The sequence below is a fragment of the Flavobacterium sp. B330r genome (assembly GCF_056824325.1).
Map to the genome: position 1 here is coordinate 4,552,766 of NZ_CP124860.1, position 13,293 is coordinate 4,566,058.

General features: G+C 32.2%; 15 protein-coding genes. 8 read left to right on the top strand and 7 right to left on the bottom strand.

All coding sequences use genetic code 11. From position 1 onward, the window contains the following. The first annotated feature begins 27 nt into the window (after positions 1-27). Complete coding sequence (locus tag QLQ95_RS20205; protein ID WP_482501407.1) at positions 28-936, top strand: hypothetical protein; 909 nt, start codon at positions 28-30, stop codon at positions 934-936. A gap of 42 nt (positions 937-978) precedes the next feature. Here QLQ95_RS20205 and QLQ95_RS20210 read toward each other — a convergent pair whose 3' ends face one another. Next, positions 979-1,398: a helix-turn-helix domain-containing protein gene (locus tag QLQ95_RS20210; RefSeq protein WP_482501409.1), complete on the bottom strand. Its 420-nt coding sequence runs from the start codon at positions 1,396-1,398 to the stop codon at positions 979-981. Positions 1,399-1,580: 182 nt separating this feature from the next. Here QLQ95_RS20210 and QLQ95_RS20215 point away from each other — a divergent pair, with 182 nt between their 5' ends. Beyond that, positions 1,581-2,141: a hypothetical protein gene (locus tag QLQ95_RS20215; protein ID WP_482501410.1), complete on the top strand. Its 561-nt coding sequence runs from the start codon at positions 1,581-1,583 to the stop codon at positions 2,139-2,141. A 103-nt stretch (positions 2,142-2,244) separates the two neighbouring features. On the opposite strand, the gene QLQ95_RS20220 is transcribed toward QLQ95_RS20215, so the two are convergent. The 4 genes from QLQ95_RS20220 to QLQ95_RS20235 form a co-directional block, all read right to left on the bottom strand. Beyond that, a complete protein-coding gene (locus QLQ95_RS20220; RefSeq protein ID WP_482501412.1) occupies positions 2,245-3,165 on the bottom strand; it encodes a hypothetical protein in 921 nt (306 codons plus the stop codon). A 160-nt stretch (positions 3,166-3,325) separates the two neighbouring features. After that, complete coding sequence (locus QLQ95_RS20225; protein ID WP_482501414.1) at positions 3,326-4,117, bottom strand: glucose 1-dehydrogenase; 792 nt, start codon at positions 4,115-4,117, stop codon at positions 3,326-3,328. 57 nt (positions 4,118-4,174) lie between these two features. Next, positions 4,175-4,753: a TetR/AcrR family transcriptional regulator gene (locus tag QLQ95_RS20230; protein WP_482501416.1), complete on the bottom strand. Its 579-nt coding sequence runs from the start codon at positions 4,751-4,753 to the stop codon at positions 4,175-4,177. A 102-nt stretch (positions 4,754-4,855) separates the two neighbouring features. Then, positions 4,856-5,269 carry a VOC family protein gene (locus tag QLQ95_RS20235; protein WP_095929207.1) on the bottom strand — a complete coding sequence of 138 codons (414 nt, stop codon included), beginning with the start codon at positions 5,267-5,269 and terminating at the stop codon, positions 4,856-4,858. 229 nt (positions 5,270-5,498) lie between these two features. Between QLQ95_RS20235 and QLQ95_RS20240 the strand changes: the two genes are divergently transcribed. The 5 genes from QLQ95_RS20240 to QLQ95_RS20260 all read left to right on the top strand — a co-directional run bounded on the left by QLQ95_RS20240 (position 5,499) and on the right by QLQ95_RS20260 (position 9,393). Beyond that, a complete protein-coding gene (locus QLQ95_RS20240) occupies positions 5,499-6,287 on the top strand; it encodes an SDR family NAD(P)-dependent oxidoreductase (RefSeq protein ID WP_482501418.1) in 789 nt (262 codons plus the stop codon). A 227-nt stretch (positions 6,288-6,514) separates the two neighbouring features. Beyond that, the gene (locus QLQ95_RS20245; protein WP_095929209.1) at positions 6,515-7,321 is read left to right on the top strand and encodes a phytanoyl-CoA dioxygenase family protein; all 807 of its coding nucleotides are present in this window, start codon (positions 6,515-6,517) and stop codon (positions 7,319-7,321) included. A gap of 154 nt (positions 7,322-7,475) precedes the next feature. Next, complete coding sequence (locus QLQ95_RS20250; protein WP_482501420.1) at positions 7,476-8,162, top strand: CDP-alcohol phosphatidyltransferase family protein; 687 nt, start codon at positions 7,476-7,478, stop codon at positions 8,160-8,162. Between the two features lies 1 nt (position 8,163). Further along, positions 8,164-8,595 (top strand): GtrA family protein, encoded by a 432-nt coding sequence (locus QLQ95_RS20255; protein ID WP_482501422.1) that lies wholly within the window; start codon positions 8,164-8,166, stop codon positions 8,593-8,595. Positions 8,596-8,814: 219 nt separating this feature from the next. After that, positions 8,815-9,393 (top strand): DUF4833 domain-containing protein, encoded by a 579-nt coding sequence (locus QLQ95_RS20260; RefSeq protein WP_095929333.1) that lies wholly within the window; start codon positions 8,815-8,817, stop codon positions 9,391-9,393. Between the two features lie 89 nt (positions 9,394-9,482). On the opposite strand, the gene QLQ95_RS20265 is transcribed toward QLQ95_RS20260, so the two are convergent. Further along, positions 9,483-10,622 carry a serine hydrolase domain-containing protein gene (locus QLQ95_RS20265; RefSeq protein ID WP_095929212.1) on the bottom strand — a complete coding sequence of 380 codons (1,140 nt, stop codon included), beginning with the start codon at positions 10,620-10,622 and terminating at the stop codon, positions 9,483-9,485. Positions 10,623-11,357: 735 nt separating this feature from the next. Between QLQ95_RS20265 and QLQ95_RS20270 the strand changes: the two genes are divergently transcribed. Next, positions 11,358-12,179, top strand: a complete 822-nt coding sequence (locus QLQ95_RS20270) for a T9SS C-terminal target domain-containing protein (protein ID WP_320493631.1) — start codon at positions 11,358-11,360, stop codon at positions 12,177-12,179. Between the two features lie 276 nt (positions 12,180-12,455). Here QLQ95_RS20270 and QLQ95_RS20275 read toward each other — a convergent pair whose 3' ends face one another. Then, the gene (locus QLQ95_RS20275; RefSeq protein ID WP_320493630.1) at positions 12,456-12,656 is read right to left on the bottom strand and encodes a hypothetical protein; all 201 of its coding nucleotides are present in this window, start codon (positions 12,654-12,656) and stop codon (positions 12,456-12,458) included. Positions 12,657-13,293 lie beyond the last annotated feature (637 nt).

Here is a 13,293-nt window from a genome sequence, read left to right on the forward strand (position 1 = left end):
CCATAAGCAACAGATAAACGTATAAAGATGGTTGATTTTATAATTAAACACGGACTTGTGAATTTGATAAAATCAGTATGCTTTTTAATTACAGCTTTTATTGCTGTATTTTATGCCATATCAGATTTTAAAAAAGAAGATTCAAGAGGACTAAAGCCTATGGGATGGATAATTATAGGTTTAGTAATAATCTCTATAGTAGCTACATTATTAGATTTTGCTGTTACAAACAAGTTGCAAACGGAATCTGATACAAAATTGGATAGTAAATTTACGAGAACACAAGATTCTATAATTCATTCTGCAAATAATAATACAGAGAAACTTCAGGAGTCAAATGCTCTTCTTAGAAGGGAAAATGATAAATTAAGGCATGAGTTGACTGGGCTTATTTATCAACTATCAAATAATGTAAAAGGAGCCGATTATAATGAATTAGAATTCGAAATGTATAAAATTGATGGAAAAAATGCAGTTATTATGGCTCAAAATAAAAGCAAATACCCTTACATTGATGGTTCTTTCATACATCGTAATTATGATAAGTTTATAGATTGTGCAACAACAATCAAAAACGATACGGTTTTTAGTAGCAGGGATTGTTTTACAAGTTCACAAGTTGGTTATGATCCTCATGTTATGCTTTACCCGAATTCTTTATTTGAACTTAAAGGGATTTACGAATACTCGATAAAAAATATTAATGTAGCAATTAGTATTGGTGCAAAAAAATCTTCTGTAATTAGATTTACTGTTTTTCGAAAAAGTAAGGGGAATAAATTTTTGCAATCATATCGAATTTATGGTGTAAAAAGTAATGATAAATACTATCTTATTAAAAAAGGGAAAAATGAACTCAATTTGTCTGATGAATATTGGGATAATAATTTTCGATTAAAATATATAAATCGATTCGAAGAGTTCGTGACAGAATAGAAATTTTAAATGATTGAGGAGCTTTTTCAAATAAAAACCGGATTATTTCCCAATCAATTTCTCAAGCCTCGTCATCATTTCATCTTTCTCCTTCAACATCCTTTCATACAAAGCAATTTTTTCATCATATAATTGAACAATTTTGTCAACAGGATTGAAAGATGGTTGGTAGTTAAATCCAGAAGCAACGGCATTATCTTTAAAATCTTCGAATGAATAAGTATTAGAAATAATATTTATCGCTTGCTCCTCATCAAAGTTCTGAAAAGCCTCAACAGGAATTTTTAATACAGCTGAGATTTGTTTCAGCAGACTTTCTTCAATTACATCTTTCTGCTCCAGCATAGAAATTTTCTTTTGGTTCCAGTCTTCGCCCAGATCATAAGCCAAAGCTTCCTGCTTTATGTTAAGCATTTCTCTAAAACGTTTTACGTTTCTTCCCTGATGTATTTTCTGTTCCATACTAAATATCAATTTTTCTAAAAGATCAAAGATAAAGCCATTTGGGCTAAAAATCATGCATTTCAAAGATAAAAAAATATCCTAAAGAAGAATTGTTTTTGTCAGAATATTATATCTAGTTTTCGAATAGTTTATTCTTTTGAAATAGGAGAATTTCGCTACATAAATTAAATCTATTGACTATGAAAAAGAATAAAATGCCGTTCGAAACCAGCTTTTGGGCAGGAAATATCGAAGGAAATCCATTTAAGGTAATTAATGCCTTTTTTGTCTATGCAGATCTCGATTATTATAAACAGACTTTAAGCGAAGCGACTATTTACTGTTATAAAACAAAAGTCTACAAACAGGACAATCCTTCAGATGTTTTTATTTTGTACTCGGTTCTCAAATCATTCCTCAGAGTTTGTTTTTGTTTAAAAGAGAAAAGTAAAAAATGGAAGGTAAAAGAATCTTTGGCGCAAGAAAAAGCTTTTCATCTTTCTTCTCTAACTAAAGAAGAGCACAATAATCCTTTTATAGTATTTCAGAACGCATTTAATGAAAAAACGCTCCAAGAGTTTGAATTGTTTCTATATCAAGTTCTAGAGTTTTCATTGTCGCCTTATGCCGCAGATCCTGATCCTGACTTGATGACGCTTTATATTCATGTAATCAAAATGCTCGATGCAGCAGAATTAATAAGAGAAAGGGGAGTAGAGAAAATCAAGAAAAAGATTCCAATTGATGCTGTAATCCAATAAAGCGAAAACAATTTGATATCGATAATTTAGTATATTTAACAACCAAAATTATTCATGGATTTTTAGGAATTTTACAAAATCAAATTTTAATTTTTAGCGCATATTAAATACTGTTAAGTCTTACCGATAAACTTTTTAAATCTTGTTCTAGAGACCGAACAGTAGCTTGCAATTCATTTAGCATATTAGCCCTTGAAGATAAATCATCTGCGCTGTAAATTCCGCCATCATAAAAAAAGAGTTTTTCGGTTTGAGCATCTATTTTTCCATCAAAATTGTATTGCAACCATCTGTTTTTAATACTTTCCTGCAGATCATTTTTTCCCGAATTGCTAAATTGTTTTTCGTTTAGAATCGCCCAGATAGAGTTGGGGTATGCGCCGTTAGAATTATCATTGAACCAGATATTTCGCAGCAGATTTCTTTCCAGTTTTAAGTTGACTTTTTTTCCTTTAGGAGCAATAGTCAGCGCTCCTAATCCAGCACTTACTAATCCGCCGCTGACACCAACAATATCACTAGCATTATTGTTTTTTATTAAAACAGTAGCTACAGTAGTTAATGCGCCAATAGTTACAGAAGCGACGGTAAGATTTCTAGTTTTTTTATTGTTGATATCGTTTACAAAATTGGCTAGTTTATCGATACGTTCGCCATTACAATCTAATTCTGATGCCAGTGCATTTATCTCTATGCTGGTAAGAATTAAACGATCGGTAATTTTTTGTTTTAAGACTAGTCTCTTTAAAGTGTCTTTTTTGGTTTGAAGATATTCTGCTAGATAAGATTCAATACCAATAGCCTTGCTTATCAGGATATCATGCTGCGATAAATTAGCTTTTAGAATACTGTCGTTATTAGATGTTTTATTCGGGAAAACTTCGAGTTTAGAATAATCATATTCAATGGTAGGCTGGCAGTAATTACTGGTGAGATAATCAATTTTTGGACTATTCAAAACGGTTGAACACGAGGATACAAAAATAGATATAACGAATAAAATAAATATTTTACGCTGCTTCATATTGATTTTGTTTAACATTAAAAATACGAATTAACTTTTTACTGTTAAAAAAAACATTTCGTTAGAAATAGAATTTGTGAAGGCTTAACTTAGAAAGCGAATATAAAAAAACGGATTACAGGCTATGCTGCAATCCGTTTCTACATAAAAATATCTTGATTTAAGAATTACCGTAAAGGTTTGATTCCCCTCCATCAATAGCAATGGTCTGTCCGTTTACATATTGGCATTCATCGCTAAGAAGAAATGCAACAAGGTTACCTACGTCTTCAGGTTTCCCTAATCTTCTTGTAGGGTTTCTTTGTGCGTATGTTGTTTCAGCAGCTTTAGGGTCAGATGGGTTTACTTGTTTGAAAGCTTCTGCCACCATTGGAGTAAGGATAGCTCCAGGCGCAATTGCATTGGTATAAATTCCATCTTTACCATATTCTATTGCCGCATTTTTAGTCATACCCGAAACGGCATGTTTACTTGCTACATAAGGCATCTGATTAATAACCCCTCTGATGCCTCCTACAGAAGCTACGTTTACAATTTTTCCTCCGCCGTTTTTCTGCATTACAGGGATCACGTATTTTAGTCCGTAATAGACACCCATAAGATTGATGTCAATTACTTTTTTAAATATATTGATGTCATAATCCACTATTGAGGCCTGTTTTCCTTCGATACCTGCATTGTTGTAGAATCCATCGATACGGCCAAACTCTTGAACTGTTTTGTCAACATAATTTTTAACAGCCTGTTCATCTGAAACGTCAGCGATTATGGTTATGATTTTTGCATTTGGAGCAACTGAATGGATTTCTGCTTTTGCTTTTTCGAGTGCTTCGGCATTGTAATCTACAATTGACAGATTGGCTCCTTTTACTGCTACTGCTTTACTTGCTGCTAGTCCGAGCCCCATAGCTGCTCCAGTAATGATAATTGTTTTGTCTTTAAAAATGCTCATGATATATAGTATTAAAATATGTTAATTGAAAAATTATTCATTTAAAACTTAAAATTATTAGCTAATACCTCTCCATGCCAAATCAAAGCAGTCATCGATGAGCTGCTGGCTTAATGGAAATAACTTTTGGATGATGCCTGTAGAGCAGGAGCGTACCGCACCATCAAAAAAGCTGATGAGTATAATGGCATCTAGTGCTTTTATGATTCCTTCTCGCTGTCCTTTTCCTAAAAGATCATAAAGAGGTTTATTCTGTTTTTCGTACTCAGCCAGTTGTTTGGAGAAATTGAGCTGTATATAGCCTGACTGCTGGTACTGATCGATAAATACGGTTTCATCATAATGATTTAGCCTGTAGTTAAGCATATTGATGTAAATCTTCTTAAGTGATTGCCTTACGGGTAAATTAATGTCAAAGTCCCGATACATGGCCTGGGTCATTTTATCCTCTACAGCGGCATAGGCCAATTGTACTACCTCTTCTTTGTTTTTAAAGTAAATGTAAAGTGTTCCTGCAGCAACTTCGGCGGTTTTACTTATACCAGAAATGGTAACGCTTGCTAATCCCTGTTTGCCTGTAAGTACATATACAGATTTCAAAATTTTCTCTCTTTTATCCGGATCTAATGGTCTCATACAGTAAAGTTAAATGAAAAAATATTCATTTAAATACAGTTGTTTGAATTATAACTTTTCTTTAACTCATTTTGGGTAGTATTCTCAATTGCTATTATTTTCTTATAATTCATAGCCAATCTCCCATATATGCCCAAAAGGATCTTTTAGCTTTCCAATTCTCCAGTCTTCTTCGGTTACCATGGGGCAAATCTGTATTGCACCAAATTTTAGTACATTTTCAAATATTTGGTCTGCATTTTTAGTTTCTAAAATTATTCTGATTAGTGTGTTAAATGCTGGATTTTCACTGCCATCACAGGGTGTCTCGTCACTAAGATAAAATTCGGCGCCTTCAATTTGCAATACAGAAGATATTTTATTGTTATCCGCTTCAAATCTTTTAGATTCAACAGCGCCAAAAGCGTCAGTATAAAATTTAACCGCTTTTAATCCGTCATTCACTGTCAGGAAAGGCTTGATTTGAGCTTTCTGAAGTGTAACTTTGTCTTGATTTTTTTCTTCTTCCAATTTCATAAACTTCAATTATATGTTACTATAAAAATACTATTTTTTTTAACTATACTATTTTCAATAGTTTAAGTGCGGTTGATTTCTAGAATTTATTCAGAATCGGTTTGAATATCTTGTTGGCGTATTGGGCGAAATAAGTGCCGACGAATAGGGTTAGGGATAACCATTATGAAAGTTGGTTGTTCAGCGGTTTACAATTAATTTTTATATTTGAGTAATTTAAATGAAGAAAATGAGCGAAAAAACGAAACCGTATGCCTTAATAACGGGTGCCAGCAAAGGCATTGGAAAATCTATTGCTTATGAATTGGCCAAACAGGGTTATCCGCTATTGCTTGTGGCAAGAAGTGACGAGGAATTAAAAGCATTATCTAATGATCTTCAAGATAAATACGGCATCAATGCTTTTATTTTACCTCTTGATCTTTCAACAAATGGCGCATCGCAAAAAGTAACCGATTGGATAAAAAGTAATAATTACCCACTTGGAATTCTAGTTAATAATGCTGGTTATGGCGTGTGGGGCGATTTTAGTCAGTCTGCTCTAAGCGATCAGCTTGGCATGATGCAGCTCAACATGAATGTAGTGGTAGAGCTTTCGTATTTTTTAGTTCCCATACTTTCACAACAAAAACAAGCCAACATTTTAAATATATCGAGTACCGCTGCCTATCAAGCTGTACCTACGCTAGCAGTTTATTCGGCTACAAAAGCATTTGTTTTGTCGTTTACCCGTGCCTTGCGTTTCGAATTGGCTCAAACCTCAATTTCGGTAACCTGTTTTAGTCCAGGTCCAGTCGATACTGGTTTTGCTGCAAGAGCTGGTTTAGGCGTTTTAAACAAAATGGCAGAAAAGTTTAATATGCAGCCAGATGAAGTGGCAAAAATGGCAGTAAAAGCCCTGTTTAGCAAAAAATCGGAAGTTATTCCTGGTTTTACCAATATCATTTCAGTTTATGCCAACCGTGTATTACCAAAGGCTTTTATCGAAAAAACAGCAGCTGGGATTTATAAAATCTAATTTTTTTTCGAAAAAATATAAAAATATTCTTTGCAAAAGAAAAAATATATATTATGTTTGTATTAAATTCTACTAATTCTATAGAGTATGTCAGATAAAAGAAAAAATACGTTTAATTTTCCTAAAGGTCGAATGCAAGCAAACATGCGAATGTGCTGTTGTTGTTGCTGCAATCTTTTAGACAAAATTATAAACACTATTATTTCATTTATTAAATCTATATTATCATGGGATCTTCTTATAAAACCTTCACCCTTACTGAGCAATTAACTAATGAGCAAATAAACTTTTTTAACGAACATGGTTTTATCCATTTCAAAAAATTCATAAATCCAGAAACGGTTTCATCCATCATTGATGCTTCCAAACAAGTGGAGCAAAAATGGATTGAAAATGACATTAAAAAAATAAACGGCGTTCCAATTAAATATGGAAAAGATTTAGATAGTTCTGCTATAGTACAACGTTTTGCTTTTATCAATCAACATCATCAAACTTTAAGCGGTCTTTTGCTTGATCCGAGATTTAACAGTTTACTGCAATTGGCAGGCGATGGAGCTAGATTAGGAACTGAAGAAAAAGACGGAATGGTTTTTAACCATTATATCAACGGGCCAGAAAGTAAGTTTACTAAAATGGGCTGGCACACAGACGGTTTAAGAGATATTTTTTATGGTGGAAAATTAAACCCGATGCTAAATGTGGGTATTCATTTAAGTACTTTAAAACCCGAAAATGGCGGTCTTAAAATCATTCCAGGTACACACAAGCAAAGTATTTATCAAATGCTTTTTCGTAAAAAATACTTTTTAGATCATCAAGCCGATCCAGAGGAAGTTTCTATCAATCCGGAAGCTGGAGATTTGACTATTCACGATGGACGTTTGTGGCACAGAGTGGCGCAATCCTCTATTCGTGGCGAAGAGAGTAGAAGAAGGGTTATTTATATTCCGATTATAGCAGGAAAATATGCTCCTAAAAACGAGAACAGTCCAACGGTTTTCTATCAACGTTTTGCAGGTATTGTTAAATAATTATGCTGATTGTTCTCGCATTTAGTTATCTGGTTAGATCAGGTAAGCTAAAAAGTGCCAGCGATTTCTTTAAAAGTAAGCAAAGAAAAATCAAATTGAAAATTGCAAAAGTAGAATTGGCTATACTGTCAGGTTTACAAATATTGGGCTAATAATGGGAAAAGAAATACAGGTGGAGGAGTATAGTACAATTGCGCAAAGAACATTTTCGGATCGCAAGCGAACTAATATTTTAAAAAGAGCAGAACAGTTAACGATTGTATTTTTGCTTCCAAAAGTGCCTAAATTCATTTCGCCTAACTTGCTCACTTTACTGGGAACGCTTGGTTCGGGATTCGTTTTTTTAGCTTTTGTTTTAGGAACTTATTCAGCCAATTGGCATTTGCTTTTGGGTATTATCGGATTGGCTATAAATTGGTTAGGCGATTCTTTAGACGGAAGGTTGGCTTATTATAGAAATATTCCTCGCCGTTGGTATGGTTTTGCACTCGATATTATTGCCGATTGGATCGGCATTGTACTTATAGGCTTTGGCTACTACATTTATGCTAAAAATGGCACACAAGTATTAGCCTTTGCTTTTGTTGCATTGTATGGCTGGTCGATTATAATCAGTCAGTTACGCTACAAAATTACAGATCAATACAGTATAGATTCTGGCTTAGTTGGCCCAACAGAGCTTCGATTTATTATTGCTTTAATTTTAATTATAGAAGTTTTATTTCCTGGATCAATAACTTATTTGGCAGGCTTAATCACTATTGCGTTATTTCTAATTAATACCATAGACAGCTTCAAACTCTTAAAGCTGGGCGATTTAAAAGATAAAAATCAAGGCTGAAATGTTCAAGAAAAAAGCGATTGTCACTTTTTTGCAGACGCAAGTTGCAGCATTTTTAGGTGGCATTACCGATTATGGCTTAATGATTCTATTAACAGAAGTATGTAAGCTGCATTTTACCTTCTCTATTTTAATCTCCGGAACCGTTGGCGCAATTATCAATTTCAGCATCAATAGATTTTGGGTGTTTAAAAATCAATGTGGTTATAGCAGCCGCATTAATAGTCAGCTTTTTAAGTTTGCGTTGGTTGTATTAGGAAGCATTTCTTTAAAGTCATTTGGTACGCTTATTTTGCAAAAAGTATTTCAAATTGATTACCGAATCGGAAGATTAATCACCGACAGTTTTGTTTCTTATGGATTTAATTACCCGCTGATAAAATATTGGGTTTTTAAAATAAAGAAAGAACAGGAAGCAATCGAATCAAACTAGAATATAAATAAACTCTTCGATATATTTTTTTAACACACTTTGACTCCACTCAGTGCAGGCTAGAAACATAGTTTTTATTTGTGTAAAGAAGAAGACTAAAAGAAACCAGTTTCTAACACATAGCGAACTATGTTTATTTTAAACAAGTGAAACGCCTTTTTATGTTTCGTAAATCTATGTTTCTATGTGTTAAATAATGGATTATATAAAAATTTCATCATGAATAAATTATCATTTAAATATTTTACAAAATCACTAATCGTTGTAACGATCTTAGTCAATATAATCTCCGAAAATCTATCGGCACAAGCTAAAAATCCTTCGCCATTAAATTTTCCCACGCCTAAAAACGTAGATAATATGCTATTTTACATTCAGCGAGACCCTAATATAAACACCGCTATTTATGCCATAAACTACCAAGAAAATGGAAAAATAGATAAAGAGAATCCGATAAAAGGGTATTGGATTCGATATGCCGAGAAAGGAGAGAAGAAAGACTTTAATTATATACAACGCAAATTTGCTTACGGAATAGAAAGCAAAGTCTTGAATAATGAGGAATTTGAGCTTCAATTTGTATCGTATAAAAAGTTGCCGTTAACTTTGAAAAAGATAGATTCAGATCAAAAATATCATGTTTTTGTAAGTGTAAATCAGAAAAAAATACAAGTAGAAAAAATATTTGTGCGTATTGAAGGAGGTTCTTTTTGGCTTCCAAATGTAAAGTATGCCGAAGTTACCGGAATTGAGACTTCTTCGAACAAAGCAATTACTGAGAGGATATTGTTGAAATAAATATTTAATTAAGTCTCACACAAAATCATAAAAAAGCCCATTTCAAAAGAAATGGGCTTTTTAAATAAGATATTAAAGCAGTACTAATTTTAGCTATTTTTTTCAGTTGCTTTTATTTTTTCGAATATTTCATTTAATGTCTCTTCCATAATTCTGGCTGTGTCGTTACCACTTTGATTCGTGATAATAAATGCGCCTAAATCATATTTCGGAACTATATAAAAATAACATTGAGAACGTGGCACTCCGCCATGATGAAGGTAAAAGGTTCCCAGTTCTTTGTTATCTGTGGCGATATTCCAGAAATAACCAATACTAAACTCCTTGTCAAATTTTACAATTGGTTGATGTGATTCGGCAACAACTTTATTATTTTTCAACTGATACTTAATATATTTAGCCATATCAGGTATTGTTGATTTCATATTACCAGACGCACCCCACGGTAATTCTGGCATCGGCGTCGTGATTACAGGGTTGTCACTGTGATAGCCTACAGCAAGTTTTTTGGCTTCCTGAGCAGAAAGACTGATTTTGGTGTTCTGCATGGCCATATTTTTTATCAGGTAATCTGTTAATAGCTTTTCGTACTTTGTTTTATAAATTTTTTCTAAAACAAAAGCTATAAGTTGGCTGCCTGCACTTGAATACTGATATTTATAACCTGGAACCGAATCAATTTTGACTTTATGAAGATCTCTTAAAAAATCTTTTTCGCTATAGTTTTTATAAAGTTCATTGATTTTTGCTGGAGTATCGTGGCTGGTGAAATTTTCTAGAATTGTATTTGCTTCCAATGGTAGCATATTGGGTAATCCGCTTGTATGTGAAAGTAAGTGTTTTATAAGAATAGGCTGTTTGCCATACTTTAAATTTGGATAATCTTCGGGTAAATATTTCTGGATATCCTCTTCAATATTCAGTTTGTTTTGAATAACGGCTTCTGCTGCTAGTGTTCCGGCAAATGTTTTGCTTAAAGAACCAATTTCATAAATGGTTTCATTATTAGGGCAATTATTTTTTCCTTTTTCTAATTCTCCATAATGACCAATAAACTCTTTCCCTTTATAAACTATTGCGATTGAAGTAGAATGGATTAGAGGTTTTTTAATCATTCTATTGGCCGCACTATCGATAAAACTTTTAATATTAATCTTTTCTGCTTGCGAGCTCTGAGCCAAGCAAAAGATAGAAGACAGTAGAAGAATTAGAACGAATCTATTTTTCATAGTTTTAAATGGTTATATTTTTTATGTGTTTTTTTTTCAAGTTAACTGCTCCGTAAAATTAACAATTTAAACTAATGAGCCAGAGAAGAACAGCATTCAGTTATGATGAAAACATAAAGAAACCCCTTTGAAGTTAAATATTATAACTACTAAGAATATTTTACTCCCTTGTGATCTTGTAATTATACCACTAAATCAATCAAATTTGCAATTGTTATAAAAGACACTTCTATTTAAGATGTTGATAGGCTTTTTGGGGGAAGTTTATGATTCTTTTTACTTAATCCTTCTGAGATTGAATTGAATCAATATCAATAATCTAAAAGCTGTTAATAGTAAAAACTAACGGTCTTAATAGATATAGAAATTCAATTACTGGCGTACATGCCAGTGATTGAAACTATAGAAAATTTTCTGATTCCGTTTCGGTTTCTATAAAAGCATGTTTTTACAGCTTGTTCTCCCTTGTGAGTGGGATGTTTATAACTTTTAGAGGTATAAATATAAATGAATTTTTAGTGTTCAGTTATAAATTTATTTTAAGCATAGTGCTAAAACTTACTAATAAAATATCTTTTTTATGGCTGTAAATTCAAATTCACCTCCTTTCTTTTTTTGTCAAATTATAATTTACTCTTCTAATTTTAGCTAAAACGTAATCAAGTGTTTAAGATTATTTTAGAGTAAAGAGCATCAAATTTATTTACCCACTTACTACTTATTAAATTTTACGTTATGAAAAAAAAATACTCATCAAATTTTATACTTTTAATTTCTTTTGTCTTATTAAGCTCTCTAAAAGCCCATTCTGTTTTTTGCAAGCCTGTATTTCAAAACAGTTATCAATCCATATTACCTTACAAGAGTGTTCCCGCAATTGAAAGACACCGAGTATGGCTTAATCTGACTAATAATGAAGGGCTTTTTAAGCAGCTTTTACTTGGTTATATAGAAGGAGCAACTAATGGTTTTGATTTTAATTATGATGCTGTTTCCGTGGATGCAAATAAATATGCAGATTTTTATAGCATTAACGAAGGAAAGAAACTTGTGATTCAGGCACGTGGTCTGCCGTTTCTTCTCAGCGATACAGTTCCTCTTGGTTATAGGTCTGGAATTGTCGGAGATTTAAGCATTTCAATTGATCATGCAGATGGCGATTTAGCTGATCAGGATATTTATCTAGAGGATAAAGAGACTGGTATTGTGCATAATTTAAAAAAAGGCGCTTATACATTTTCAACAGAAAAAGGAACTTTTGTAGATCGTTTTATAATTCGCTATACTGCCAAGGCAAGTTTAGGGAATGCTCAATTTGATAATAATCCCGAAAATCTAATAGTTACTTCAAAAAATAAAGTTATCACATTAAAATCTTTTACGACCGCTATGGAGCAAGTTTCAATTTATGATGTGGCAGGGAGGCTCATTTACAATATTGGGCAACTAAAAGCATTTGATTTAGAGATTGATGGCATCAACTCTGGCAGTCAAGTATTCCTGATCAGGGTATTTTTTGAAGACAGGAGTAGAACATCAAAAAAAATAATATTTTAATTTCACATTATAATTATATCTTTTCAGTGGCAGTTTTTTTTAAATTCTGCCACTTTTTTTTTAGTATAGTTTTAAATATTAAAAGGTGATAATATCATGGCATAAAAAAAACGTTAATTCCTAGGAGTTAACGTTTTTTGGTGACCTTTACGATTCACACAAATTTTATGCAGGATTAAAGAAATTGACTTGTTTTCAAGTTGATTGATAAATAATTGCTTTAATTTTTTTCAGGAACAGTTTGAATATTTGTACTTAATAATATTTAAGTTTAAATTAGATCTGACTCGGATTTTCAATTATATTGTCTTCACAATCCTTTGAAATTGATTGTGTTATTTCAGGTTTTTCATCCCAGTCTCCCCAGTCTCCTTTATACATTTTAACACATACTAAGTCTTTATTATCATCGGAGTAAATAAGCGTATTTGAAATACGGCAGTAACTTTTACCATTATCTAATTTTGAATTTTCCATTATATTAATTTTTAGAATAAATTCTTCTGAGTTTTAATTCCGAAGAATATAGGTTTTTAGAATTTATTGATAATTGAGATTTTAATATCTTGGTTTTGATTAGTTTATAAGAATTGTAAAGTTCACAAAGATAGAACAGCAAAAAGCACTTGCTTATATAATTTTAGTTTGGATTTATATAATTCCCATATTTCTTTTCTAATTGCAAGCATTTTGTCTATTTAAAAAGTATACTATTATTTTAAAAACCGATTTGGACTACATTTTTAATCTCAAACATGGTAATTATAAAACTGGAGAACTGTAATTGTATAAATTGAAAAATTTATTCTCATGATCTTTCCAATTTAATGAAGATAAAAAGGAGGAATCTGTAAAAGATCAACAGATATTTGCCAAAAATTCGATTGTCCTTGTTTGTTCTTTTCGCTTTTATTTCCGAATTGTTTTGTTATTGACAAGTATTCTGCCCCAACACAAAGTTATTTTGTAAATCCTTACACCGAGGAAAAGCTTAAACAGGTTATAAAATCTGTGATAGAATTTTGGAATGCAAAAAAAACACAGAAATTAATCTGGGAAAAGAAAAGAAACAGAAACAAAATTTATAAGCAAACCCGTCTATTTAAAGACGGGT